This window comes from Flavobacterium zhoui (genome assembly GCF_042787235.1).
In the GTDB taxonomy this organism is placed as follows: domain Bacteria; phylum Bacteroidota; class Bacteroidia; order Flavobacteriales; family Flavobacteriaceae; genus Flavobacterium; species Flavobacterium zhoui.
In genome coordinates this window covers 196,413-222,318 of sequence record NZ_JBHZPY010000004.1, presented here as the reverse complement: position 1 = coordinate 222,318, position 25,906 = coordinate 196,413, and the positions used below count along the sequence as shown (strand labels likewise).

The window sequence follows — 25,906 nt, the reverse complement described above, 5'->3', positions numbered from 1 at the left end:
AAACAAGTAACATAATTTTTAAAAACTATAAAATATGAATTTCAGTTTATTATTAGATAATTTAACCAATCCAGCCTTGCTGTTTTTTGTTTTGGGAATTATAGCCGTCTATGTCAAAAGTGACTTGGAAATTCCAGAGAACACTTCCAAATTTATATCGCTATATCTTCTTTTTTCCATTGGTTTTAAAGGCGGACAGGAATTGGCCCACAGTCATTTTACTTTGGACATACTTTGGTCTATTATCTTTGGGGTCTTAATTGCGGTATTAATTCCATTGTATACTTTTTTTATCTTAAAGAAAAAGTACAGTATTGAGAATTCGGGTGCTATAGCTGCGGCTTATGGATCCGTGAGTGCTGTAACTTTTGTAACCGCTATTTCTTTTTTAGAAATTCAAAACTACACCTTTAGCGGACACATGGTTGCCGTAATGGCGCTGATGGAGGCTCCGGCAATTATCATAGGTGTTATCTTAATCCGATTGTTTAGTAAAGAAGAAGTTCAAAAAACTAAAATGAGAACTATTATTAAACATTCTTTTACCAATGGAAGTGTATTATTGATCTTGGGAAGTTTAGTGATTGGATTTTTGGCCAGTGAGCAACAGGCGTTAGGCATTAAGCCTTTTACAACGGATATTTTCAAAGGGTTCTTGGCTTTGTTTTTATTGGATATGGGAATTGTAAGTGGCCGAAAACTAAATGATTTTTTTAAAAGCGGTTGGTTTAGCATCTTTTTTGCGATTGTTTTTCCTCTGATCAATGGATGTATCGTCGCTTTTTTAAGTCAATTCGTAACAGAAGACGTTGGGAATCGTTTTATTTTTGCAGTCCTATCGGCAAGCGCTTCTTACATTGCAGTTCCGGCAGCGATGAAAATAGCCGTTCCAAAGGCGAATCCAGGGATTTTTTTGCCAATGGCTTTGGCGGTAACTTTTCCTTTTAATATTACTTTTGGGATGCCCATTTATTTTTCAATTGTATCGTATCACTTCTAATTTTTATCAGATGTGGGGAATGCTTATTAATTTCAAATGAAGTATTATAATAATTGATTTGATAAGAATATAAATTAACATAAAAAACCTGCAAGTTTGAGCTTGCAGGTTTAGTATTAAAATTATCGAGTTACTTACTTAAATACCAATAGTAAGTCTAATAAACTCAAAGTTTGTTGTAGTTTTTAACGACTGTGAATACTTTAGAGTAGCATTAAAAAAATGAAACATTTGCATTTTAAACAAAAACACACCCCTAACCCCTCTAAAGAGGGGAATTCTCCCCCGTTAACATTTAACTTTTAATTGTTTATTAAGTAAATAAGTCGATAAAATTAAATTATCTGAAAAATCTTATTTAATCATTTCAAAACTTCTCTTCACAAAAGCGGTTAACGCTTCTCCCTTTAATAAGTTTTGTGATAATTTAGCTAAGTCTAAGGCTTGTTTTACTAGGCTTTCCTGAGCAGATTTGTCTTTATTATTTAGGATACTTGTTGCCAATTCAGAATTAGTATTCACCACTAAATTATACATTTCAGGCATATTTCCCATTCCGAACATTCCGCCACCACCTGACTGACTCATTTCCTTCATTCTACGCATAAATTCCGGTTGCGTGATAATAAAAGGTGATGCATTACTGTCTAAAGCTTCCAGTTGTATAGAATAGGTTTGTTTAGGAACGATAGCTTCTAAGACAGTTTTTAAGTTTGTTTGTTCTTCTTCCGATAATTTAGAAATCGTAGTTTCCTCTTTCTTGATTAAATTATCAATGTGATCAGAGTCAACACGTACAAAAGTCATATTACTGTTGTCTCCTTCAATTTTTTGAATTAAATGAGAGATAATTGGAGAATCAAGTAACAAAACTTCATATCCTTTGTCTTTCGCAATTTCGATATAAGAGTGCTGTGCATCTTTATTTCCGGCATATAAAACAACTAATTTTCCGTCTTTGTCCGTTTGATTAGCCGCAAGATTTTCTTTTAATTCTTCGAGCGTGTAGAACTTACCATCAACTGTTGGGTATAAAACAAAGGCACCTGCTTTTTCATAGAATTTATCTTCGGAAAGCATTCCGTACTCTAAAACGATTTTGATATCGTTCCATTTTTGTTCAAAATCTGCGCGATTTTCAGTGAACAATGATTTTAATTTATCGGCAACTTTACGAGTGATGTAATTTGATATTTTCTTAACCGCAGCATCTGCTTGTAATCCGGAACGAGAAACGTTCAATGGAATATCCGGGGAGTCGATAACTCCTTTCAGCATCGTTAAAAATTCAGGTACAATTCCTTCCACATTATCTGTTACATAAACCTGATTTTGGTATAATTGGATTTTGTCTTTTTGAATTTGTAAATCAGAACCTAATTTAGGGAAATACAAAATACCGGTTAAGTTGAACGGATAATCTACATTTAAATGAATGTGGAATAAAGGTTCTTCAAATTGCATTGGATATACTTCTCTGTAGAAATTTTTATAATCTTCATCTGATAATTCTGTTGGCTGTTTCGTCCAAGCCGGATTTGGATTGTTGATGATATTATCTACTTCAACTTCAGTAAAAATTTTGTCTTTATCTTCTGCAGCAACTTCTTCGCCCTTTTTTTGTTCAATTTTCTCCGTTTTGGTTCCAAATTTAATTGGAATAGGCATGAACTTATTGTACTTATTAAGGAGCTGATTGATTTTAGAATCTTCTAAAAATTCCAAAGAATCTTCGGCAATATGCAAGATGATTTCTGTACCTCGAGTGGTTTTGTCAGCAGGTTCTAAGGTAAACTCAGGACTTCCGTCACAAGTCCAATGCGCAGCTGGCTCGTCTTTATAAGATTTAGTGATGATTTCCACTTTTTCAGCAACCATAAAAGCCGAATAGAAGCCAAGACCAAAATGACCTATAATTCCAGAATCTTTGGCAGAATCCTTGTATTTGTCAAGAAACTCTTCAGCACCAGAGAAAGCGACTTGGTTGATGTATTTTTCAACTTCATCAGCAGTCATTCCTAAACCTTGGTCGATAATGTGTAATTTTTTCCCTTCTTTATCAATTTTGATCTCGATAATAGGATTGCCATATTCTACTTTGGCTTCACCAATGCTTGTAAGGTGCTTCAGTTTTAAAGTTGCATCTGTCCCGTTCGAAATCAATTCACGCAAGAAAATTTCGTGATCGCTATATAAGAATTTCTTGATTAAGGGAAAGATGTTTTCTACCGAAACATTAATTTTACCTGTTGTCATATTTTGAATTTTTAAGTTTTAATTTGAAACTAATTAGTCAAATAGAATACCAAATTATATTGATGTGACAAATTGGCGGAACAGTTAATTATGATATAAAATGATTTAATTTTGAAACTATTTTGTTTTTTATCTTTTGTATCTTTGTCCTTAATATTAATATCAAATGTTTAAAAAATGAAAAAAATTATTTTATTATGTGCATTGTCTGTTTTAATGTTCGCTTGTAAATCAACATCAGCAACTAGCACAAATATCGATACGAAAGCACAAGTTGCTATGAAAGGAAATTGGGTAATCAGTTCAGTTAGCTATCCTGGTTCTCAATATGTAAAAGTGAATTCATTTCAAATTGCTGATTCAGATTGTTTTGTAGGAAGTACTTGGAAGTTTGTTTCAAACAATAATAAAGGGAGCATGGCTTTGACAAAAGCAAGTTGTACTTCATTTAGTTCGCCAATCACATGGTTTGTAAATAAGGACAAACAATTTGTGTTGAAAGTTCTAAATGCAGGTATAAAAGCTAAAAAAGTTAAAGAGGGATACATCCTTATGTTAGCGAACCAAACTGCAACGTCATTCCAATTGGTTGATAAAATAGACGTAGCTGGTAAAATGACTGATGTAGTTTACCAATTTCAAAAAAACTAATTAATTAAAAAGACAAATATGAAAAAGATTTCAATAGTTGCATTAGCAACACTAATGATTATGGGTTCAATGTTTACAAGTTGTGAAGCATTAAAAAACACGAATAACGCACAAAAAGGAGCTGGAATAGGAGCTGTTGGTGGTGCGGTAATAGGAGGAATTTTAGGAAATAACCTTGGAAAAGGTGGAAAAGGCGCACTTGGTGCTGTTTTAGGTGGTGTTGTTGGTGGAGTGGCCGGTAGTGTTATTGGTAATAAAATGGACAAACAAGCAAGAGAAATCGATGCTGCACTTCCAGGAGCTGAAGTAGTTCGTGTAGGAGAAGGGATTAAATTAGTTTTGAATGAAAATGCAGTGCGTTTTGATACAAATAAATCTACATTGACTGCTACTGCAAAAGCTAATTTAGATAAATTAGTTCCAGTTTTTAAAGAATATCCTGATACTGATATCATTATTTACGGATATACTGATAATACAGGTACTGCAGCTTACAATTTAAAACTTTCTGCTTCGAGAGCGGCATCAGTTAGAAGTTATTTAGCTAGCAAAGGAGTTTCTTCGGCTAGATTTCAAACAACTGGTTTAGGAATTGCTGACCCAATTGCATCAAATGAAACTGTAGATGGTAGAAGTCAAAACCGTCGTGTTGAGTTTGCTATTACTGCAAATGAAAAAATGATTAAAGAAGCAAAAGCGGAAGTGAAAAACTAACGTTAAAATATACTAAAAAGAAAAGCTGTTTCGTAATGAAACAGCTTTTTTTTTGGCTTTTTATTTAAATTAAACAGTGTAAATTTGCGCTCTTAAATCACAATGATGCTTGAAATTAAAAACATTTCTTTTACTTATATTGAAAGTCCGGTTATTAAGAATGTTAGTTTTACGATTGGCAAAGGGCAAAATATAGCTGTTATTGGCGAAAGCGGCTGCGGTAAAAGTACGTTGCTAAAACTCATTTATGGTTTATACGATCTGGATCAAGGAGTCATTTTGTATAACGAAAAACCAATTCTGGGACCTAAGCACAATCTTGTTCCGGGTGAGGATTACATAAAATATTTAGCGCAGGATTTTGACCTGATGCCTTATACAACCGTTGAAGAAAATGTAGGTAAGTTTTTGTCGAATTCGAATATCAGCGCAAAACAAGAAAGAGTTCACGAGCTATTAGAAATGGTAGAAATGACCGAGTTTGCAAAAGTAAAAGCAAAATTCCTTAGCGGAGGTCAACAGCAGCGAGTGGCATTGGCAAGAGTTTTAGCGGTAGAACCGGAAATAATTTTGTTAGACGAACCTTTTAGCCAAATAGATACTTTCAGGAAAAACTCTTTACGTCGAAATTTGTTCCGATACCTGAAAGAAAAAGGAGTTACCTGTATTATTGCTACGCATGATAGTACTGATGCTTTATCATTTTCTGATGAAACTATTGTAATGAAAAACGGAAATGTGATTGCGAAAGGAGACTCAAAAACCTTGTATGAAAATCCAACGAATAAATATGTTGCTTCCCTTTTTGGAGAAGTAAATGAGTTGAAATTATCGCAACTAATAGAACTCGAGGAAGACCAGGACGAAGTTCTTTTATTATATCCGCATCAGTTAAAAGTGGTAGATAACGGAATGATGAAAGCGGTGGTAAAGCAGTCCTATTTTAAAGGAAGTCATTATTTAATTAAAGCGGCATTTGAAAGAAGAGCAATTTTCTTTGAACATGATTCAGAATTAGAGTACAATCAAGAAGTGACTTTGATCTTAGCTTAAGAAGCAGTGTTCAGTACTCAGTGTTCAGTGATCAGTGTTCAGTGATCAGTGTTCAGTGTTCAGTGATCAGTGTTCAGTGTTCAGTGTTCGGTGTTCAGTGTTCAGTGTTCAGTGTTCAGTGATCAGTGATCAGTGTTCAGTAATCAGTAATCAGTGCTCAGTGTTCAGGAAAAAGAAAAACCCCAAAATTTTATAGATTTTGGGGTTTTTCTTTTTAAAGGAAAAGTTTTTTACAGACTTTTAGCAGTTTTTGTTTTCTCTGTTTTTACTTCGTCATTATTTTTTAAATACTTTTCTAAGAATTGATCTTGTTCCCAAAGTAAATGCAAAATATTTTCTTTTGCCACATAACTATGCGCTTCTTTTGGTAAAATTACCATTCTGGCTGGAGCACCTAATCCTTTCAAAGCTTGGAAATAACGCTCGGTTTGTAAGGTAAAAGTTCCGGGATTATTATCGGCTTCACCGTGAACTAAAAGCATTGGAGTTTTCATTTTATCCGCATTCATAAATGGTGACATTGTGTTGTATACTTCTGGAATTTCCCAGTAGTTACGCTGCTCGCTTTGGAATCCAAACGGAGTTAAGGTTCTGTTATACGCACCGCTTCTTGCAATACCACAAGCAAAAAGGTTAGAATGCGTCAATAAATTAGCAACCATAAAAGCACCATATGAATGCCCACCTACGGCCACTTTTTTCTTGTTGATATAACCTAAAGCATCCACTGCATTTATTGCTGCTTCCGCATTGTCGACTAATTGCGACATAAAATTATCATTTGGTTCTGTTGTTCCTTCCCCGATAATTGGGAAAGAAGCATCATCAAGTACCACATAACCTTTGGTTACCCAATAGACAAAAGATCCATAATAAGGAAAGGTGAACTCATTTGGATTTTGATTGCTTTGTCCTGCTGATTTTTTGTCTTTATATTCTGCCGGATAAGCCCAGATCAATAGAGGCAATTTTTCTTTTTTTACTTTATTGTAGCCTTCTGGCAAATACAAAGTTCCTGATAATTCCACACCATCTTTTCGTTGGTATTTAATTACTTCTTTACTCACGTTTTTGATGCTTTCAAACGGATTTTTAAAAGTGGTGATTGGTGTTAAACTATTTTTTTGTTTAATGTTTCGAAAGTAATAGTTTGGATAATCATTTTTAGATTGGATTTGAACTAATATGTCTCCTTTTTTGAAATCTTCAATCTCCAATAAATCTTCTTTTTTGTCCTTATAGGTTGAGGTATATAGACGTTTTGGCTGTAATGTTTTTAGATTGAATTCATCAATAAAAGGGAATTGTCCGTCTTTTGTAAATCCATTTCCAATACGATATGCATTATCATTTTCGATAGCCAATACATATTTATTGTATTGGTTTTTTCTGGTTTCAAAATTACCTGGGTCAGAATAAATATCCTGTGAATTTCTATCCGAAATTACTATTAGTTTTTGGTTTAAATCGGATGGATTTATCAAATACGTTTTGGTATTACGAGTATCATACCATTCATCTGAAACTATGGCAACTGCATCATTTCCCCAGATTATTCCACTATAACGTTGTGGTGTTTTTACCAATGAGGTTGCTGCACCATCAAATGGAGCATTCCAAAGAAAAACTTCATCTCTAAAATCAACTTTGTTGGCTTGGTCACCTTCATCTAAAGCAACAACATACGATAAGGTTGCTGGCTTGTCATTTCTCCAGCTCATTTCTCTTTTTCCTTTGCGAACTGCCATAAAACCTTTTGCCATAATTTCGTTAAGCGGTACTTCATTGACTGTTTTTATTTCAGTACCATTTGTGTCATAAACTACTGATTTTAATGGAAAACGACTCAACGGAACAATATAAGAAAATGGTTTTTGAATGGTGGTCAGCATTAAAAAATTACCGTCTGGAGAGAAGCTTTCTCCCGCATACATATCGGCCGTTTTGAATAAAGTTGCTGTTCCGTTAATATTTACTTTGTACAATTCAGAAGTAATGATGTTTTCAAAATTGATTTCGTCATTTTTATTTTTCAACATATCAGGATAGGTTCTGTTTTGTGATTTTGAACCGTTCGCATTTGAAATAATCGGACCTGTTGGCAAATCTTTTTTGGCATCCAATAACGCGGCTCTGTTTTTTGGCAGCATTTTTACCAGGATAGTTTCGTTGTTATTGAACCAACTGAATGGATTACCAAGATTGGCGTTTACTGTGGCTTCGGTTAATTTTGTAGCTTTTGCAGCAGCAACATCTAATACCCAAAGCTGCACTCCCGTATTTGTAGAATGAGAGAATAGAATTTTCTTGTCATTTGGTGACCAAGAAATATTGCTAATACGAGGATTTTCAGGTAATCCCGAAACTTGTATTTCAGTTTTGTCTTTTATTTTTCGTAATTTAATGTTTGTGATATAGGTAACGGTGCTCGAAATATTGGTTACCGGATTGATTCGCAAACCGCCTAATCGCAATTCTTCCTGATTTAGGTCATCTAAAGTTTTATAGGTATTTCTATAGCTTAAGAGCATGTATTCTTTTTTAGTATCCATGGACACTGAAGGAGCTCTTTCATAATCTGCTAAATCTAAAATGGATTTAGATGGTTTTTGGTAGCTTAAGTTTTCTTGTGCCAATGCGGTTAAGCTTAGGCCAAGAAACAACAAGAAGGTGAGTTTTAATTTCATAGATTTAAATAGTATCAATTATTACAGAGTTATTGTTCTGATTGGTCTTAAATAATTGAATAATGTTACATTGAAAAAGAATTGTTGTACGATTTAGACTTTTTAGCCCCGATGGGAGCGGCATCCTTTTATTATCGTTTTTTAACGAGAATGAAAGATATAGCGTACAGCGGGAAATAGCTTCTAAAAAAAATATAATTGCTTATTACTAAAAAAGTATTAATTTGTGGTCAGATATTTTAAAGAATATTTAAATTTGCATCCTTGATTTTAATAAAATAACAAAATATGTACCATTCTAAAATAGCAGGATTAGGATTTTATGTTCCTTCAAATGTGGTCACTAACGATGATTTGTCAAAAATCATTGATACCAACGATGAATGGATTCAGGAAAGAACAGGGATTCAAGAGAGAAGACACATAATAAGAGGTGAAGATACGACCACTTCGATGGGAGTAAAAGCGGCTGAAATTGCCATTGAGCGTTCCGGAGTTGCAAAAGAGGATATTGATTTTGTAGTTTTTGCTACTTTAAGCCCGGATTATTATTTTCCTGGACCAGGAGTTTTAGTGCAACGTGATTTAGGTTTAAGAACCGTGGGTGCATTAGATGTTAGAAATCAGTGTTCTGGTTTTATATATGCTTTGTCTGTTGCCGATCAATATATTAAAACGGGAATGTATAAAAATGTTTTGATTATTGGTTCTGAAGTGCATTCGACAGGACTGGATATGACTTCTCGTGGTAGAGGCGTTTCTGTCATTTTTGGTGATGGGGCGGGAGCAGCCGTTTTGAGCAGGGAAGAAGATTTGACAAAAGGAATTTTATCTACACACTTGCACTCAGAAGGACAACATGCCGAAGAATTAGCACTAGTTGCTCCAGGAATGGGCGCGCGTTGGGTAACCGATATTATTGCTGATAATGATCCAAATGATGAAAGCTATTACCCACACATGAACGGACAATTTGTGTTTAAAAATGCAGTAGTTCGTTTTGCAGAGGTAATAAATGAAGGCTTGCAAGCGAATAACTTACAAGTTTCTGATATTGATATGTTGATTCCGCATCAGGCGAATTTGAGGATTTCTCAATTTATTCAGAAGAAATTTGGATTGACGGATGACCAAGTTTATAATAATATCCAAAAATACGGGAATACTACCGCCGCTTCTATTCCTATTGCTTTGACTGAAGCTTGGGAACAAGGAAAAATTAAATCAGGAGATACCGTGGTTTTGGCTGCTTTTGGTAGCGGATTCACTTGGGGAAGTGCTATTATAAAATGGTAGTTTATCTTTTTATAAACTAGTTTGCCTTATTTTAAAATGTAAAAAACCCGGAGTTGGCAAACTCCGGGTTTTTTTTGTAACAAACTATTTATAGAAGCCCACCACTACCTTGGGTTTCATTTTTGTCACGTTGTTTTCTTTGAATGGCTTTGTTTTTTCCACTACCAAAACGGTAATTGAATCCTATATATGCTGATTGACTTTCCCAATTGAATTGTCCTTGTTGTCTTTTAGGTTTGCTGCCTTCGAATGCGAAATTCATGCTGTTGAAAATATCGCTGAATCTTGCTGATATGGTTCCGCTGCCTTTTAGAATAGTATAACTGGATCCAAAATCTATTTTCCACATCGGTTGTCTTTCAAATTGTAATCCTAAATCACGTCCTCTGTACATTCCTGATAATTGAAGACGTAAATTTTTGGAAGGTTTAAAGGTGTTACTAATACGAGTATTGAATGTAGTAACATCTACTTCTACAAATTCATTAGCAACAATTCCTTTTGTCTTTTTATTATAGGCGTCAAAACTAATGTTTGCACTCCACCATTTTTTAAAGTCTAAATTTCCTGAAATTTCAAACCCATAAGCATTGTTATCATTGAGGTTAGCGTATGATAAAATTAATTTTGAGGAGTCATTAGGATTTTCGAATAATGTTCTGGTAATTTCATCGTTGATTCTTCTGTAAAATACACCTGAAGTTATTGATCCTATTTTTGTTTTTCTTGTATAATTCAATTCATATGAATTGGTGAACTGAGGGAAAAGTTCCGGATTTCCTTCAGAGTCAATCTGAGGGGTGCTCCATTCTCGTATTGGGTTTACCTGACTAATACTTGGTCTGTCTACACGTCTTGAAAAACTTAAATTGAAGGAGTTTTTATCATTTGGGGAATAATTGATAAATGCTGAAGGATAAAGTGTAAATAAATCGTCTTTAAAAGTTGCATCGGTTTTGTTTACTTTTTTAAATAATGCTTTTGCGTCGTATTTTTCAAATCGACTTCCCGCTTGGGCACTCCATTTCCCCCATTGTTTAGACAGCGTGGCGTAAGCTGAATAAATATTTCTGTCGTAAGAGAAATCCGAATTATAAACATTGTCTTTTAAGAAATTATTGCGGGTATTTTCAATTCTGCTTTCTAATCCCAATTCTAGTTTGGCTGTTTCTGATAAAGGATTCGTATAATCTAAGTTGATTAAGGTGTTGTTTCCTATATTAGTAATATAATTTGTCGCAGGAGTACTGAAGACCCCATTTTCCTTGTTATTGTCTTTACTGTAATTTACCTCAAGTTCGATATTGTGGCCTTCTTTTTTGAATTGTTTTTTGTAATCAACATTGTAAGTCTGTGTATAATTATTGTTTTTGTTATTAAACAATTGAGTTATATCTGTTTTTGAAGGATCAAGGAAATCAACGGCAGTTACTGAGGCTCCTTGTCCATTGTACTTGTTGTGCGTAGAGTAAAATGAAATAGTATTTTTATCATTCAAATAAAAGTCAAAACCTACTTTGGCTAAATGGGAAGTATTATTATCTACGAAAGTAAATTTTTGAAAATCCTCTTCACCTGGTTCCAAAGTTTTTATGAATCCACGATTGGATTGTTTACCCGTATTCAGACCATAATTTCCATATAAATTGAACTTTCCAGTACGATAGTTCATGTCGAAAGAAGAGTTTAATTTTGGAGTTTTACCAAAAGTTACTCCGTTATTTACACTTCCATTAAAACCAATTTTACTGTTTTTATTCAGTACAATATTAATGATTCCGCTCATTCCTTCCGGATTGTATTTAGCAGAAGGGTTCGTAATTAATTCAATTTGTTTAATTGAAGCCGATGGAATTTGTTGTAATATTTGTGAAGCTTCAATTGTAGTAGGTTTTCCATCTATTAATATTCTCACATTTGAATTTCCACGCAACGATATAGCATTAGTTTGTGGATCAACACTTACGGATGGAATGTTATTCATGATTTCTCCGGCAGTTGCTCCAGCGGAAATCAAATCTTTACCTACGTTGATAATCTTTCTATCTATTTTTTGTACAATGGTTGATTTTTCACTTACTACTTCAACCCCTTTCAGTTCAATTGCATCTTCTTCTAAAGGTATGGTGTTTAGGTTAACAATTTTGCTTTCGGTCGTTAGTGAAATTGCTTTAGAAACCGTTTTGTATCCAATGAATTGTATTTCTACAGTATAATTTTTTAGGGCCAAATTTTTTATTACGAAGGTTCCATTGTCAGCAGTTATTCCACCGGTAACTACTTTATTTACTTCTTTTACCACAATGTTTACGTACGATAGCGGTTGGTTCGTTTTCTTGTCAATTACTTTACCGGAGATACTTCCGGAGTTCTCCAGAAGTGTTGGTTTGACCGAGTTTTGCGCTTGCATCGAAACCATCGTTCCGAATAAGCAGACTAAGATTAATTTGAGATTCATGATTGTTGTTTTTGATTTAAATTGATTGATGATATTTAATATTTTTAAAAGTTACCTAATAGACTCTTTAATGGATATATTGTTACAAGTATTTCTGAAATAAATAACGGAACTGTATTCAGTAATTAGAATAATACGATATTTTGGGAAGGAAATTATATTGTTTTCCAATTTTCAAATCGATGTAATATGACTATATTTGCAACCTTAAAATAAACACATAAAATGACATTATCACAAATTCTTACGCCCTCGATTGAAAAAGCGGTTCAAGCCTTATTTGGCATTGCTATTGACAAAGTAGAATTTCAAACTACTCGGAAAGAATTTGAAGGAGATATCACTGTGGTTATTTTTCCTTTATTGAAGGTTGTAAAAAGTAATCCGGTAGAATTAGGAAATAAAATCGGGAATTATTTAGTAGAAAATATTGCTGAAGTAAGTCGTTTTAATGTCGTTTCAGGTTTTTTAAATATTGTTATTTCAGACCAGTATTATATCAATTTCTTTAATGAAATTAAGGATGATGCCAAATATGGTTTTGTTACTCCATCCCGAAGCGTCGGGACTGAAGATAAAGCGGTGATGGTTGAATATTCTTCACCAAACACTAACAAGCCATTGCATTTAGGTCACGTTCGTAATAATCTTTTGGGTTATTCCGTTGCGGAAATTATTAAAGCTTCTGGAAAAAAAGTATACAAAACCCAAATCATAAACGATCGAGGAATTCATATTTGCAAATCAATGCTAGCTTGGCAGAAATTTGGAAACGGACAAACTCCAGAAAGCACAGGTTTAAAAGGCGATAAATTAGTAGGAAATTATTATGTGGCTTTTGATAAAGCTTATAAAGCAGAGATTGCTCAATTGATGAGCGAGGGCAAAACAGAAGAAGAGTCCAAAAAACAAGCACCGATAATTCTGGAAGCTCAAGAAATGTTATTGAAATGGGAAGCTGGTGATGAAGAGGTGATTTCGCTATGGAAAACCATGAATAAATGGGTTTATGATGGTTTTGCCATTACCTATAAAAATCTGGGAGTTGACTTTGATTGCTATTATTACGAAAGCAATACCTATTTATTAGGTAAAGATGTTGTTCAGATTGGTTTAGAAAAAGGAGTATTCGAAAAAGATCCTGATGGTTCTGTTTGGATTGATTTGACTGATGAAGGTTTGGATCGTAAAATCGTGCTTCGTTCCGACGGTACGGCTGTTTATATGACGCAGGATATTGGAACTGCAATACAACGTGTGAAAGATTATCCAGATGTAGGTGGAATGGTGTACACAGTAGGTAACGAACAAGATTATCACTTTAAAGTGTTGTTTTTAATTCTGAAAAAACTCGGTTTTGATTGGTCTAAAAATCTATTTCACTTATCGTACGGAATGGTAGATTTGCCTTCTGGGAAAATGAAAAGTCGCGAAGGAACGGTTGTAGATGCAGATGATTTGATGCAGGAGATGACAGATACAGCACAGAAAATTGCAGAAGATTTAGGGAAATTAGATACTTATTCAGGAGACGAAAAAGCTAAATTATACAATACAATAGGACTAGGAGCTTTGAAATATTATATTTTGAAAGTGGATCCTAAAAAGCGAATCCTTTTTAATCCGGAAGAATCAGTTGATTTTGCTGGAAATACAGGGCCGTTTATTCAATACACCTATGCCAGAATTCAATCTATAATTCGAAAAGCAAATTTTGATTTTTCTAATAAATCAGAAATAGTAACCCTCCATGAAAAGGAAAAAGAATTGTTGAAGCAACTCGAATTATTTCCTGAAGTCATACAAAATGCGGCACACAATCACAGCCCTGCATTGCTGGCAAATTATACGTATGATTTAGTGCGTGAATACAATTCATTCTACCAAGCGGTTCCTATTTTGGGATCAGATGTAGCTAATGAAAAAATATTCAGAGTGCAACTTTCTAAAAAAGTAGCGGATACGATTGCGGCTTCGTTTCGACTATTAGGGATTAATGTGCCGGAAAGAATGTAATAAAACCAAAATAATCAAAGAAAGCGGCTGCAGTTTGGGGGCCGCTTTTTTGTTTAGGTGTAATTCGTAATAATAAAATAGAGCTCTATTTCAATTATTAAACAGTATTAGACCTGATTAAGTGTAGTTCTTTTAAATACTTAATTTTAAACTTAAATTAGGGGTTCGCTCTAAAGAGTAAGTATCAATACTTTCGACAGAATTATTGGTCGTGTTCACACGGTAGTATCGATTAAGAATGTTTTTTTTATTTAAAATATTCAGAATTGAAACGCCTATTTGAAGCTTTTTTTTTGAATTCAAGTCCCAATTTTGTGATGCCGAAAAATTGATTTGAAAATAATCGTTCAACCGCCCGCTATTAGGGTTGTTATAAGTTATTTTAGGGCTATTGGGGTAGTCTGAAACCAAGTTGTTATTCAAAGGAGTTGTTGTGGGTTTGCCAGAATGCCATTTACTTCCTAAAGCTATTTTTAGATTTTTCCACTCGTAGCTTCCTGCCCATGAAAATGTATGTGCAATATCTAAATTATTTGGGAATACATTGGGTTGATATTCCTTGAAAGAGTATTTATTATCACTAAAGTTGTAACTCAACCAAGTATAAAAATGGTTGAAATTCTTTTGAATCAAAAATTCAGTACCGTAAATAGTATATTCTCCATAGATGTTTGTGAATTCTAATTGATTTTGAAAACCTTGATCACTACTTGTGATTCCTGTTACTTTTTTGTAGAAATTATCTAGGGTAATTAACCATTTTTTATTCTTATAAGTGAAACCCAATGATAGCTGTTGACTTTTTTGAATCGGGATTGTACCGTCATTAGTCAATACCCAACGTTTTTTTTCCAGTCCTAAAAAATCTTGTTGTAAATCAATAATTTGAGACGAGGTTTGGCTTTTCAGCTCCGCTAATATTTCTAAATTTAAAGTGTTAGATAGCTTATGATTAAACTGGATTCTAGGTTCTACTATAAATTTATTAAACTTCTCTAGATAATTTATTCGAATACCTGACTTTAAAAAAGTAGCGTTGTTGAATGAAGTATATTGTGTCTCGAAGATTAAAGCATGATTTTCTTGTACTTCTGTACTTTTTCGATAAAAAGAGGGAAAGTTAGTTTGGTCAATATTTGAGACAATAATTTTATTGTATTGATAGCCATTACTGAAGCTAAAAACAGAATTTAATTTATGCTTATTCTCTACCCTAAAGCCCATATCAAAGACGCCATTTTGTTGATCCAAAACTTGATTACTTTCAATTGACTGATTAGTTGAATTTAATTTATAAGTGGTGCCGTAAAAATTGAACTGAGTTGAATTGTTTTCGTTCCAATTTGTTTTCCAATGTATGCTTCCCCCAAAATTCCGTTGACTTAGATTACTATTTTTTGAAATTGGAGTTTGGGATGCTATTGAGTTTTGAGTAAAAGTCAGCTGATTATTTATTCCAATTAAATCAATTATTAATTCATTTTTATTACCTATTTTCTTTTGAAATTGTGTTGTAAAATCATAAAAATAGAAGTCTTCGCTTGACTTATAATTGACAATATTATTACTGTTTAAATTCGTTACTATAGTATTTTGAAAAACTCGATTATAGTATTTTTTATATGTTGGAGAAGAAATTAGATCGGTAAACGAACGTCTTCCCGATATTTCAATTGAAGAGGTTAAAGAGGTTTTTATTTTGCTGTAAAAGTCAGTACTGATTAAATTACCACCAATATTTGTATTAGAATTCTCTATTTCTTTTGGATGGGTAGAAATGTCAATTACGCTTGAAATACTTTCGCCATAAAAAGCGGAACTACCATTTTTATATATTTTGATGGTATGTGCCAAAGAAGGGTTGAAAGCAGAGATCAACCCGAAAAAATGTCCCGTTTGAAACATTCTAATTCCATTCCAAAGAAATAAATTTTGATCGTGAGTACCCCCTCTAACACTAATATTTGAAATAGTTTCGTCTGGACTATTAATGCCAGGAATTTGTTGAATAGTTTGTAATATGTCTGGTTCAATCAATCCAGGTAAAATCCCAAATTTTTTGGGTTTTAATTCGTAAAGTCCGCTTAGTTTTTTTGATATTCCTGTAGTTAAATAATTTGAGACAACTACTTCAGATAATGTTTCAATAATTGGATTTAAGTAGATGTTGGTAAAATTTTCTTGAAGTATATTTTTGACAGTAATTGTTTTTGTTGCATAGCCAATACAACTGATAACAATATCACTTGGGATGGATTTGCTAAATTCGAAATAACCATTTTCTTGCGAAACTATAGGAAGTGCTTCATTTGGGGTTTTAAGTGTTACATTTCCTAGAGGTTTATTTGTATCTATATCAAAAACATAACCATACAGCGTTTTCTTACTTGAAATTGCGATATGTTTTTCATCTAAAATAGTTATAACAAGAGAGGTGTTTTTTCTGAGATAGGTCAGTTTCTGTTTTAGTGATAATTTGGCATTTGGAGGTATTAGTTTAGAAACGAAAATGTCTTCATCAATATAGCTAAACCCTACTTCATGCTGATTTGAAATAGCAGTTAAAATATCTTTAAGTGGAGTTTTTATAGTGTTTCTTTCTTGAGAAAAAACAGATAGCGAAACAACAAAAAAAAGCAGAGAATATTTAAAGACTTTTATTTTCATTTGATTGAAGTATCAATTTTTTAGCGGTTTTAGTTTGTTCTAAATGATAAGTAGTGCTAATAATTTTCATAACGATATCAATATTATCTGTTGGGAGTATTCCTGTAAATTTTTGATCAGTTGAGATGGTCTTTAATTCGATAGCAATATTATACTGTCTTTCAATTTCAGCAATAACATCAACTAAATTTTCAGAGCTAAATTTCATTTCATGATTCATCCAGTTTGGTTGTGATTGATTTAAGGGCAAAGCATCAATTTGATTGCCATTTTGAATAACTATATTTTGACCTTTTGTAAGAAATGTTTTTTTTCCATCAAACTGTACTTTTACTTTACCTTCATAACATTCTACTTCAAAGCGGTTTTTTCTGGATTTCACATTGAATTGTGTCCCGACAACAGTTACTGTTCCTAAAGTTGTTTTTATATCAAATGTTTTTCCTTTTGCTACTTTAAAAAAAGCTTCTCCTACAAGCTTACATTCTCGATTGTTATCCCAATTTGATTTTTTATAGGTCAATTCAGATACTGAATTTAATACTACTTGAGAATGATCTGGTAATAAGAAAGAATTTCTTTTTCCAGCTTCAGCCATTTGACTTACTGAGCTTAAGTTTGAATAAAGAAATCCAATTCCAATAAACAAGGTGATTACCGCGGCAATTTTCCAAACCCAATTGTTTTGCAATAAAAAAACAGTTTTGTTTTTTTTGGATCGAAGTACTTTTTGATATATAGCATCAGCATCAAAATCAGGAGGGGTTAACTGACTTGAAAAATCTTTGATTTTAGTATAAGTATAATATTCAGGACTTTTTTTAAAGGCTTCTAACTGAATTTCTGTCATTTCCCCCGCTAACCATTTCCCTAGATTATAATTCTCTTTCATTATATCTTGTTTTATATTAAACAGATAAAGTTGGTAAAACCCTACCTGATGTTGTCAATTTCTTTTTTAAGAGACACTAATGCGCTGTGAATTCTTTTCTCTACTGCTTTTACACTGATATTTAATATCTCAGCAATTTCCATATACTTCTTTCCTTCAATTCGATGTAATAAAAAAGTAGTTCTTTGCGCTTCGGTTAGGGTATCAATTGCTTTTTGGAGTTTACGTTTAAAATCCTTCTCCTCTAAAATAAATTCGGGACTTTCAGATGTATACTGAAGGTGTTTTGAATTTTTTTCGTATTCTAAAACTACTTTTTGATGTGCAATTTGATTTAAATAGGAATTGTTTGCAATAGTATAAATGTATGATTTCGCTTTGTCCAAAGGAACTTTATGGCAGTTTTCCCATAATTTTATAAAAGCTTCTTGGCAAACATCTTGAGCATGTTCTTCGTTTCCATATCTGTAATACAGGTAGTTTCGCAAAGTTTTTGCATTCTTTTTAAAAAAGTTTGAAAAAACTGATGTTTCGCAAATGCCTGATAATGATGAGACTTTCATAACTTGAATAAAAAATTCTGTACGAAATTAAAAAAAAATAAGTTGTCTAGGTAGGGTATTTCCTTTTTTAACTGTTTTAATATAAAATAATATTATTTGCTCTATTATGAAACCGATTAAATATTTGTTATTAAGTTTTGTGGCAATTTTATTTATAGCTTGTCAAAAGGATGAACTAGTGGTCATTCAAGATAACACCCAAAACTTAAGTTATAATTCGCCTCTAACAAATTTGATTTCTAGAGTAGCTCAAAGTGCTACTTCTAAAGATAATGTTTTAGATAATTCTAGTTGCTTCAGCATTCATTTACCAGTGGTTGTTAATGTAGATGGAAAACAAATTATCGTTTCTAATGAAAATGATTATAAAACGGTTCAATCAGTATTGGATGCTTTTTCTGATGATGATGACGAAATAGATTTTGTTTATCCAATAACAATTCAGTTTAAAAATTTCAATACGCAACAAATTTTAAATTCAGATCAATTAGCCGAAGTGATTAATAATTGTAATCAAGATAATAAAGATAATAAAGATGATTTTGATGAAATTGAGTGTATAAATATGAACTACCCAATAAAAATTAGTGTTTATAATGCAAATAATCAAATTGCAAATACGATTACTATTCAAAGCGACAGGGATTTATTCAATACATTAAAGAATTTTGGAGGTAACTTATTTATCGCTATCAACTATCCGATTTCTGTAACGAATTCTAATGGTCAAAAAGTTATAATTATAAATAATTCTGATTTTGAGACTATTATTGAAGCTAGTATTAAAAATTGCGGTGCTAATTCAGGAGGAGTAGGGAATACGAATTTCGTTTCAGTTTTAACAAATGGAAAATGGCAGATTTCTTATTTTTTTAAAAGTAGAGATGAAACTCTAAATTACAAAGTTTATAAATTTATCTTCAATTCTAATGGAAGTATTATAGTTACTGAAGGTATTAACAACAGTACCGGCGATTGGTCAGGTTTTGTAAATAATGGTCAACAGGGCTTGCAGTTAAACTTTGATAACAATAAATTAGATAAATTAGAAAGCGAGTGGAAAATAATGGAATATACAAGTACTAGTATTAGACTTAAAAAGGAAAATGAGTATCTGTCTTTTACTAAAAAATAACCCAAACTAATAAAACTAGTAGGGGGCGATTTAAAATTTTCATCCCAAACATTAATTATTAACCCATATTTATATATTACTTAACCCTTAAAAAAATGAAAAAAATGAAAAAAATTTCAACCTTAGCTTTACTCGTGATAATGGCGAGTGCATGTACAAATGATTCAGCTACAACTAGTGGAACTGTTGCTTTAAAAGCCTCAGCCGTTTCAACAACAGGAAAAACATCTTTAACGGCTCGTTCAACAGCAACTTCAACAGTGGTGATTACTGATTTTAAGATAAATATCGGAAATATCAAATTTGAAGTTGATGATCAGGATGAAATGCATAATACAGATCCTTCACATGAAGACGTTAAACTTAACGGACCATTTTTGTTAGATTTATTAAATCCTAATACTACTTTGTCCCAAGCGATTGCTTCTGTTAATATCCCCAATGCAAAATATGAAGAGATTAAATTTAACTTTGTACCAAGTATTCTTCCAGGAGAAATGAGTGGTAAGAGTTACATGATTGTAGGTACGATTAATGGGATACCTTTTAAGGTATGGAGCACCAAAAATGTTGAGTTAAAGATGGATTTTAGTGATCCTACTAAAGATTTCACAGTAAACAGTAACGATCTTTCTCTTAACATTAAATTTCAACTTGATGCATTTATGGCTAAGCTAACTTATTTAGCTAATCAGGGTTTATTGATCGATACTGATCAAGATGGAGTAATAGAGATAAGTACGGAAAGTGATGATAATCATCAGGATATTGGAGAATTAATTAAAAAATTACTTGAAAACGAAACTCATTTAGATGATAAGGATTAATTAAAAAATATTTTTATTCTATTCATAAAAGAGGCTGTCTTATTAAGACAGCCTCTTTTTATTTATAATAGTATTTAAACTTCAAAATCAAATGCTTAAATTTGCAGCTTAATTAAAGAGAAATAAAATTATGTTTGATAATTTAAGCGATAAATTAGACAAAGCTTTCCATATACTAAAAGGTCACGGAAAAATCACTGAAGTAAATGTTGCCGAAACTTTGAAAGAAGTTCGTCGTGCCTTACTTGATGCCGATGTGAATTTTAAAATAGCTAAAGATTTTACCACCAAAGTAAAAGAAAAAGCAATCGGTCACGATGTGTTAACTACCCTTCAGCCAGGACAATTATTAGTAAAGTTAGTTAAAGATGAGCTTACGGAATTGATGGGTGGTGATGTTGCGGGAATAAACCTTTCCGGAAATCCAACCGTTATTTTAATGGCAGGTTTGCAAGGGTCTGGAAAAACAACATTTTCAGGGAAACTAGCGAATTATCTTCAAACAAAAAAGAATAAAAAGCCGCTTTTGGTGGCTTGTGATATTTATCGTCCAGCGGCAATTCAGCAATTATACGTTGTTGGAGATTCGATAGGTGTTGAGGTTTACTCAGAACCAGAAAATAAAAATCCTGTTGAAATTGCACAAAACGCCATCAAACATGCAAAAGCAAATGGCTTTAATGTAGTGATTGTGGATACGGCTGGTCGTTTGGCTGTAGATAAAGAAATGATGGACGAAATCGCTAAAGTTCATAAAGCGATTGAACCACAAGAGACTTTATTTGTAGTTGATGCAATGACAGGTCAAGATGCGGTAAATACAGCTAAAGCTTTCAACGATATATTAAATTTTGATGGGGTTATTTTAACCAAATTAGATGGTGATACTCGTGGTGGAGCAGCTATTTCAATTAAATCAGTAGTAAACAAACCTATAAAATTTGTTGGTACTGGTGAAAAAATGGATGCTATCGATGTGTTTTATCCTATTCGTATGGCAGAACGTATCCTTGGAATGGGAGATGTTGTATCTTTGGTAGAAAGAGCACAAGAGCAATTTGATGAAGAAGAGGCAAGAAAAATCCAAAAGAAAATTGCCAAAAACGAATTTGGTTTTGATGATTTCTTATCTCAAATTCAGCAAGTAAAGAAAATGGGTAATATGAAGGACTTGGTAGGAATGATACCAGGCGCTTCAAAAGCGATGAAAGATGTAGAAATTGAAGATGATGCTTTCAAACATATTGAAGCAATCATTCACTCCATGACTCCGACAGAGAGAAGCAAACCTGCTATAATTGATGTTAAAAGAAAAGCCAGAATATCAAAAGGTTCAGGAACCAAAATAGAGCAAGTTAATCAGCTGATGAAACAGTTTGAGCAAATGAGCAAAATGATGAAAATGATGCAAGGACCAGGAGGGAAAAACCTCATGAAGATGATGGGCGGAATGCCAGGTGGTATGCCGGGGATGAGATAATATTTTTGTTTAAGGTTTAAAGTTTCAAGTTGATTGAAACCTTAAACCTTAATTTTTTGAAATACAATTACAACAACTATTCAGTTATGAAGTTTTTTGTTTTTCGGTTCCAAGGAGAACTTTAAACGTTAAACTTTTAAACTTTAAACTAAATTAAAATGCAACTACTAGACGGAAAAAAAACGGCGGAAGATATTAAAAGTGAAATCGCAACAGAAGTACAAAAGATGAAAAATAATGGGGAGAAAGTTCCTCATCTAGCAGCAGTTATTGTAGGTAACGACGGAGCGAGCTTAACTTACGTGGGAAGTAAGGTAAAAGCTTGCGAACGAGTAGGTTTTGAATCGACTTTAGTAAAAATGCCGAACACTACATCTGAAACGGAATTGCTTAAAAAAATAAAAGAGTTAAACGAAGATCCTAATATTGATGGATTCATCGTTCAATTACCACTTCCCGAACAGATTGATGAGCAAAAAGTATTAATGGCTGTTGATCCAAGTAAAGATGTTGACGGTTTTCATCCTGAGAATTTTGGGAAAATGGCATTAGACATGAGTACTTTTATTCCGGCGACTCCTTTTGGAATTCTGGAATTATTAGAAAGATATGGAGTAGAAACTCAAGGAAAGCATACCGTTGTAATTGGACGTAGTCATATTGTAGGTAGACCTATGAGTATTTTGATGGGAAGAAAAGGTTTTCCTGGAAATTCAACAGTGACCTTGACTCATAGTTACACTAAAAACATCGAAGATATCACGATTCAAGCAGATATCATTATTACTGCACTTGGAGTTCCCAATTATCTAAAAGCTAATATGGTTAAGGATGGTGTAGTAGTTATAGATGTGGGTATTACCAGAGTTGCTGATGAAACGAATCCTAAAGGTTATGTAATCACTGGAGATGTTGATTTTGAAAATGTCAGTAAAAAAGCCTCTTTTATTACCCCGGTTCCAGGTGGAGTAGGGCCTATGACAATTGCTATGTTGCTAAAAAATACACTTTTGGCAAGAGAGATGAAAATATTAAAATTACAATAATAAAAACACTTAGCCTATTCACTCGAATAGGCTTTTTTTATACTTATGGGAAATACACAAGGATTAGAATTTAAAACGACTGAGGAGTTTTTAGACTATCTGAGTGAAGAAGAACTGGAAATTGTTCTTTTTCTGCGTAAAATTATTCTAGAATGTATGCCTGATTGCAAAGAGAAATTAGCTTACAACGTTCCTTTTTATTATCGCCATTCCCGAATTTGTTATATCTGGCCGGCTTCTATTTCTTGGGGGAAAGTTGAAAAAGGAGTAGCGATTGGTTTCTGCAAAGGCGCTTCATTTTTAGACGAAACTTTTGAAACTACAAAATTTGCTTCAAAACTAACCTTCAATTTTGTTAAAGAAATTGATGTCCCATTATTGAAACAGCAAATCTACGAAGCAATTTTAATTGATGAACAAATCGTTAAAGCGAAACGTAGAAAAATTCAGTAAAGTCAATTTGCAATAGAAAATAATTAGGCGTAATATTCAAACACGAATTTCACTAATTTGCACAAATTAATTTGTGTAAATTAGCGAAATTCGTGTTTTGCTTTTTAAATATTGCTGATTTTCTTTATGTTAATAATCGCCTCTTCCTTTAAATCTCGGATCATCTCTTTTGATGAATTCCGTTCTCCTTTTAGTAGGTTCTGATTTTGGTAAACTCGCTTCTTCGGTTTTGCTGGAAGGTTCGATCAGTTCGTTCAATTCTTTGATTTCGGCATCGGTCAAATCGCGGTATCTTCCCACAGGGATATCCAGTGAAATATTGATGATTCTAATGCGTTTTAAAGCAGTTACTTCAGAACCTAAATATTCACACATCCTACGAATTTGGCGGTTTAGACCTTGTGTAAGAATGATTTTGAAAGTGTATTTGCTAATTTGTTCTACCTTACATTTTCGGGTAATAGTATCCAAAATTGGAACTCCATTTCCCATTCGTTCAATAAAACGATCCGTTATAGGTTTGTTTACGGTAACGGTATATTCTTTTTCGTGATTGTTTCTGGCGCGTAATATTTTATTAACGATATCGCCGTCATTGGTCATGAAAATCAATCCTTCACTGGCTTTGTCTAATCGACCAATCGGGAAAATACGTTTAGGATAATTGATGTAATCTACAATATTATTGCGAACGTCTAAGTTGGTAGTACATTCGATTCCTACCGGTTTATAAAAGGCAAGATAAACGGGTTTCTCATTTTTTTCACGGATTAATTTTCCGTCAATACGCACTTCATCATTTGGGGAAACTTTAGTACCTAACTCAGGAACAACTCCATTGATAGTCACACGACCTTCTTCAATGATTTTGTCTGCTTCACGGCGGGAGCAGTACCCGGTTTCTCCTATGAATTTATTGAGGCGTTTTAGATTTTCTTCCATACTGCAAAAGTAATGCTAAATTGTTTAATCGTTTATGTGGTTATTTGTTTATTTGAAAAATTAAAAATTCAGTATAATATTGTACGAATTGATTATTTTTAATTACTCTGTTTCAAATAAAAAATTAATTACTTTTTTATATAATTGTTCATCATGCATGCTGTGTCCTAAGCCGTTTGTTTCGATGAAAATTGAATCTTTCCAGGTGCTTGCTATTTTTTTTCCTTCTTCAAATAAAACAACTTTATCATCAGTATCATGAGCGATAAAGCCCTTTGTTTTTATTTCAGATGCAAAGTGTTTAGCAGAAAATTTTTCCAGTTCTAGCTTAAAATGGTTTAGATAATGTGCTTCGAGTCCTTTTGAAATTTTAGAATTCAAACTCAACATTGCAATATAATTATTAAGAATAATTTTGAAATCACTGGGAGATCCTAAAATCACCATTTTCTCAATACTGTTATTTTGATAAACGGATTGGTAATATAAACAGGTTTTTCCTCCTAAAGAATGGCCAATGAGGTATTGTGGTTTGAATTTTTGAACAATAAAATCAATAGACTTGGCATATTGTGGGATATTGAATTCCTTTCCGCTGGATAAGCCGTGGGCAGGAGCATCAACAGCTATAATGGTGCTACCAGTTTTTTTTAAATAAGGTAACATTTTTTTCCAGCGTGAGGCATTGCTTTCCCATCCGTGTACGAGTAGTATAACCGTATCATTTCCTTTCCAGGTATATGTTTGAATATCGTGTCCGTTATGTTGGAATGTTTTAGTCTCTGTTTCCTGCAGTATTTTAGGGAGCTTTGCCTTTGTAAGTCTGCCTTCTCGAGGCTCGCTAAAAAGGGAATAGGCAAGTTGGGTTGCTTTGTCAGGAAGTACGTAGCTTAATAGATTTACGTATAATCCGACTGATTTGGTGAACAGGTAATAAAGTGTTTTTTTCATAAAAAAAAAGTCCCGATATGTATCGGGACTTAACTGTAATTAGAATTTAGAAAATAATTTTTCCATTTTTTCTTTTTCTTCGTCAGCCAATGAACTATCGACTAATATTCTTCCGGAATGCTCATCCGTGATGATTTTCTTTCTTGAAGCAATTTCTACTTGCGTTTGCGGTGGAATTGTGAAGAATGATCCTGTCGATGCGCCTCTTTCAATAGAAACAACAGCTAAACCATTGCGAACACTTGTTCTAATTCTATTGTAAGCTTTCAATAATCTTTCTTCGATTAATGCTTGGTATTCTGCTGATTTTTCTGTTAAAAAAGCTTCTTCTTTAGCAGTCTCAGACATAATAGCATCCAATTCTGATTTCTTATGTTTCAAGTGATTAGATTTTGTTTCTAATCTTTCTTTTGACTGAGAAATCACTTCTTTCTTATGTTCGATAGAGGCTTTCATTTCTTTTATTTGTTTTTCAGACAACTGAATTTCTAATTCTTGAAATTCAACCTCTTTAGTCAACGAATTAAATTCTCTGTTGTTACGAACGCTTTCTTGTTGTTTTGTGTATTTTTTGATAGCCTCTTTATGCTCATCAATCGCATTCTTTTTTACCTTGATAAGATCTTCGATAGTTTCAAGTTCATTTTTCAATTTTTCTGAACGGGTGCTTAAACCTGCAACTTCATCTTCTAAATCTTCTACTTCTAAAGGAAGTTCTCCTCTTACGTTTCTGATTTCGTCAATTCTAGAGTCAATTAGTTGTAAATCGTAAATTGCTCTTAACTTGTCCTCAACACTTAATTCTTTCGTATTCGCCAT

The 25,906-nt window shown here is 33.0% G+C and carries 20 protein-coding genes; 11 read left to right on the top strand and 9 right to left on the bottom strand.

From position 1 onward, the window contains the following. Window positions 1-34 precede the first annotated feature (34 nt). A complete protein-coding gene (locus ACFX5F_RS06985) occupies window positions 35-1,000 on the top strand; it encodes a sodium-dependent bicarbonate transport family permease (protein WP_379851223.1) in 966 nt (321 codons plus the stop codon). Window positions 1,001-1,354: 354 nt separating this feature from the next. Here the strand turns inward: ACFX5F_RS06985 and htpG are convergent, their stop codons facing one another. Then, a complete protein-coding gene (gene htpG, locus ACFX5F_RS06980) occupies window positions 1,355-3,256 on the bottom strand; it encodes a molecular chaperone HtpG (protein WP_379851221.1) in 1,902 nt (633 codons plus the stop codon). Window positions 3,257-3,433: 177 nt separating this feature from the next. On the opposite strand from htpG, the gene ACFX5F_RS06975 reads away from it, so the two are divergent. The 3 genes from ACFX5F_RS06975 (at window position 3,434) to ACFX5F_RS06965 (ending at window position 5,674) form a co-directional block, all read left to right on the top strand. Further along, complete coding sequence (locus tag ACFX5F_RS06975; RefSeq protein WP_379851219.1) at window positions 3,434-3,907, top strand: lipocalin family protein; 474 nt, start codon at window positions 3,434-3,436, stop codon at window positions 3,905-3,907. Between the two features lie 18 nt (window positions 3,908-3,925). Next, entirely contained in the window at window positions 3,926-4,621 is a 696-nt protein-coding gene (locus tag ACFX5F_RS06970; protein ID WP_379851217.1) for a YiaD family glycine zipper/OmpA-like lipoprotein, read from the top strand. Between the two features lie 105 nt (window positions 4,622-4,726). Then, on the top strand, window positions 4,727-5,674 hold the full coding sequence (locus tag ACFX5F_RS06965; protein WP_379851300.1) for an ABC transporter ATP-binding protein: 948 nt from the start codon (window positions 4,727-4,729) through the stop codon (window positions 5,672-5,674). Between the two features lie 230 nt (window positions 5,675-5,904). Here the strand turns inward: ACFX5F_RS06965 and ACFX5F_RS06960 are convergent, their stop codons facing one another. Next, a complete protein-coding gene (locus ACFX5F_RS06960) occupies window positions 5,905-8,361 on the bottom strand; it encodes a S9 family peptidase (RefSeq protein ID WP_379851215.1) in 2,457 nt (818 codons plus the stop codon). A 288-nt stretch (window positions 8,362-8,649) separates the two neighbouring features. Between ACFX5F_RS06960 and ACFX5F_RS06955 the strand changes: the two genes are divergently transcribed. Next, on the top strand, window positions 8,650-9,657 hold the full coding sequence (locus ACFX5F_RS06955; RefSeq protein ID WP_379851213.1) for a 3-oxoacyl-ACP synthase III family protein: 1,008 nt from the start codon (window positions 8,650-8,652) through the stop codon (window positions 9,655-9,657). 88 nt (window positions 9,658-9,745) lie between these two features. Here ACFX5F_RS06955 and ACFX5F_RS06950 read toward each other — a convergent pair whose 3' ends face one another. After that, window positions 9,746-12,115: a TonB-dependent receptor gene (locus ACFX5F_RS06950; protein ID WP_379851211.1), complete on the bottom strand. Its 2,370-nt coding sequence runs from the start codon at window positions 12,113-12,115 to the stop codon at window positions 9,746-9,748. Window positions 12,116-12,340: 225 nt separating this feature from the next. Here ACFX5F_RS06950 and argS point away from each other — a divergent pair, with 225 nt between their 5' ends. Then, complete coding sequence (argS, locus tag ACFX5F_RS06945) at window positions 12,341-14,131, top strand: arginine--tRNA ligase (RefSeq protein ID WP_379851209.1); 1,791 nt, start codon at window positions 12,341-12,343, stop codon at window positions 14,129-14,131. A gap of 132 nt (window positions 14,132-14,263) precedes the next feature. Here argS and ACFX5F_RS06940 read toward each other — a convergent pair whose 3' ends face one another. Genes ACFX5F_RS06940 through ACFX5F_RS06930 form a run of 3 tightly spaced genes read right to left on the bottom strand, consistent with a single transcriptional unit; the run spans window position 14,264 to window position 18,253 of the window. Next, window positions 14,264-16,798 carry a TonB-dependent receptor gene (locus tag ACFX5F_RS06940; protein WP_379851207.1) on the bottom strand — a complete coding sequence of 845 codons (2,535 nt, stop codon included), beginning with the start codon at window positions 16,796-16,798 and terminating at the stop codon, window positions 14,264-14,266. Beyond that, complete coding sequence (locus tag ACFX5F_RS06935; protein ID WP_379851205.1) at window positions 16,779-17,690, bottom strand: FecR family protein; 912 nt, start codon at window positions 17,688-17,690, stop codon at window positions 16,779-16,781. The genes ACFX5F_RS06940 and ACFX5F_RS06935 overlap by 20 nt, the downstream gene beginning before the upstream one ends. A 41-nt stretch (window positions 17,691-17,731) precedes the next feature. After that, window positions 17,732-18,253 (bottom strand): RNA polymerase sigma factor, encoded by a 522-nt coding sequence (locus tag ACFX5F_RS06930; RefSeq protein WP_379851204.1) that lies wholly within the window; start codon window positions 18,251-18,253, stop codon window positions 17,732-17,734. A 106-nt stretch (window positions 18,254-18,359) separates the two neighbouring features. Between ACFX5F_RS06930 and ACFX5F_RS06925 the strand changes: the two genes are divergently transcribed. The 5 genes from ACFX5F_RS06925 to ACFX5F_RS06905 all read left to right on the top strand — a co-directional run bounded on the left by ACFX5F_RS06925 (window position 18,360) and on the right by ACFX5F_RS06905 (window position 23,194). Then, window positions 18,360-19,388, top strand: coding sequence for a hypothetical protein (locus ACFX5F_RS06925; RefSeq protein ID WP_379851203.1), 1,029 nt, complete (start codon window positions 18,360-18,362; stop codon window positions 19,386-19,388). 104 nt (window positions 19,389-19,492) lie between these two features. Continuing rightward, window positions 19,493-20,215 (top strand): hypothetical protein, encoded by a 723-nt coding sequence (locus ACFX5F_RS06920; protein ID WP_379851201.1) that lies wholly within the window; start codon window positions 19,493-19,495, stop codon window positions 20,213-20,215. Window positions 20,216-20,345: 130 nt separating this feature from the next. Continuing rightward, window positions 20,346-21,695, top strand: a complete 1,350-nt coding sequence (ffh, locus tag ACFX5F_RS06915; RefSeq protein ID WP_379851199.1) for a signal recognition particle protein — start codon at window positions 20,346-20,348, stop codon at window positions 21,693-21,695. A gap of 158 nt (window positions 21,696-21,853) precedes the next feature. Further along, window positions 21,854-22,741: a bifunctional 5,10-methylenetetrahydrofolate dehydrogenase/5,10-methenyltetrahydrofolate cyclohydrolase gene (locus tag ACFX5F_RS06910; RefSeq protein WP_379851197.1), complete on the top strand. Its 888-nt coding sequence runs from the start codon at window positions 21,854-21,856 to the stop codon at window positions 22,739-22,741. Between the two features lie 45 nt (window positions 22,742-22,786). After that, window positions 22,787-23,194, top strand: a complete 408-nt coding sequence (locus ACFX5F_RS06905) for a DUF1801 domain-containing protein (RefSeq protein ID WP_379851195.1) — start codon at window positions 22,787-22,789, stop codon at window positions 23,192-23,194. A 129-nt stretch (window positions 23,195-23,323) separates the two neighbouring features. Here ACFX5F_RS06905 and rluF read toward each other — a convergent pair whose 3' ends face one another. The 3 genes from rluF to ACFX5F_RS06890 all read right to left on the bottom strand — a co-directional run bounded on the left by rluF (window position 23,324) and on the right by ACFX5F_RS06890 (window position 25,906). Further along, window positions 23,324-24,136 (bottom strand): 23S rRNA pseudouridine(2604) synthase RluF, encoded by an 813-nt coding sequence (gene rluF, locus ACFX5F_RS06900; protein ID WP_379851193.1) that lies wholly within the window; start codon window positions 24,134-24,136, stop codon window positions 23,324-23,326. Window positions 24,137-24,238: 102 nt separating this feature from the next. After that, complete coding sequence (locus tag ACFX5F_RS06895; RefSeq protein ID WP_379851191.1) at window positions 24,239-25,087, bottom strand: alpha/beta fold hydrolase; 849 nt, start codon at window positions 25,085-25,087, stop codon at window positions 24,239-24,241. A gap of 39 nt (window positions 25,088-25,126) precedes the next feature. Further along, a complete protein-coding gene (locus tag ACFX5F_RS06890; RefSeq protein ID WP_379851189.1) occupies window positions 25,127-25,906 on the bottom strand; it encodes a zinc ribbon domain-containing protein in 780 nt (259 codons plus the stop codon).

What these genes read in the sequence shown, in the direction of transcription:
- ACFX5F_RS06985 (WP_379851223.1), top strand. Translation starts at nt 35, where the DNA reads ATGAATTTCAGTTTATTATTAGATAATTTAACCAATCCAGCCTTGCTG.
- htpG (WP_379851221.1), bottom strand. Translation starts at nt 3,256, where the DNA reads ATGACAACAGGTAAAATTAATGTTTCGGTAGAAAACATCTTTCCCTTA.
- ACFX5F_RS06975 (WP_379851219.1), top strand. Translation starts at nt 3,434, where the DNA reads ATGAAAAAAATTATTTTATTATGTGCATTGTCTGTTTTAATGTTCGCT.
- ACFX5F_RS06970 (WP_379851217.1), top strand. Translation starts at nt 3,926, where the DNA reads ATGAAAAAGATTTCAATAGTTGCATTAGCAACACTAATGATTATGGGT.
- ACFX5F_RS06965 (WP_379851300.1), top strand. Translation starts at nt 4,727, where the DNA reads ATGCTTGAAATTAAAAACATTTCTTTTACTTATATTGAAAGTCCGGTT.
- ACFX5F_RS06960 (WP_379851215.1), bottom strand. Translation starts at nt 8,361, where the DNA reads ATGAAATTAAAACTCACCTTCTTGTTGTTTCTTGGCCTAAGCTTAACC.
- ACFX5F_RS06955 (WP_379851213.1), top strand. Translation starts at nt 8,650, where the DNA reads ATGTACCATTCTAAAATAGCAGGATTAGGATTTTATGTTCCTTCAAAT.
- ACFX5F_RS06950 (WP_379851211.1), bottom strand. Translation starts at nt 12,115, where the DNA reads ATGAATCTCAAATTAATCTTAGTCTGCTTATTCGGAACGATGGTTTCG.
- argS (WP_379851209.1), top strand. Translation starts at nt 12,341, where the DNA reads ATGACATTATCACAAATTCTTACGCCCTCGATTGAAAAAGCGGTTCAA.
- ACFX5F_RS06940 (WP_379851207.1), bottom strand. Translation starts at nt 16,798, where the DNA reads ATGAAAATAAAAGTCTTTAAATATTCTCTGCTTTTTTTTGTTGTTTCG.
- ACFX5F_RS06935 (WP_379851205.1), bottom strand. Translation starts at nt 17,690, where the DNA reads ATGAAAGAGAATTATAATCTAGGGAAATGGTTAGCGGGGGAAATGACA.
- ACFX5F_RS06930 (WP_379851204.1), bottom strand. Translation starts at nt 18,253, where the DNA reads ATGAAAGTCTCATCATTATCAGGCATTTGCGAAACATCAGTTTTTTCA.
- ACFX5F_RS06925 (WP_379851203.1), top strand. Translation starts at nt 18,360, where the DNA reads ATGAAACCGATTAAATATTTGTTATTAAGTTTTGTGGCAATTTTATTT.
- ACFX5F_RS06920 (WP_379851201.1), top strand. Translation starts at nt 19,493, where the DNA reads ATGAAAAAAATTTCAACCTTAGCTTTACTCGTGATAATGGCGAGTGCA.
- ffh (WP_379851199.1), top strand. Translation starts at nt 20,346, where the DNA reads ATGTTTGATAATTTAAGCGATAAATTAGACAAAGCTTTCCATATACTA.
- ACFX5F_RS06910 (WP_379851197.1), top strand. Translation starts at nt 21,854, where the DNA reads ATGCAACTACTAGACGGAAAAAAAACGGCGGAAGATATTAAAAGTGAA.
- ACFX5F_RS06905 (WP_379851195.1), top strand. Translation starts at nt 22,787, where the DNA reads ATGGGAAATACACAAGGATTAGAATTTAAAACGACTGAGGAGTTTTTA.
- rluF (WP_379851193.1), bottom strand. Translation starts at nt 24,136, where the DNA reads ATGGAAGAAAATCTAAAACGCCTCAATAAATTCATAGGAGAAACCGGG.
- ACFX5F_RS06895 (WP_379851191.1), bottom strand. Translation starts at nt 25,087, where the DNA reads ATGAAAAAAACACTTTATTACCTGTTCACCAAATCAGTCGGATTATAC.
- ACFX5F_RS06890 (WP_379851189.1), bottom strand. Translation starts at nt 25,906, where the DNA reads ATGGCGAATACGAAAGAATTAAGTGTTGAGGACAAGTTAAGAGCAATT.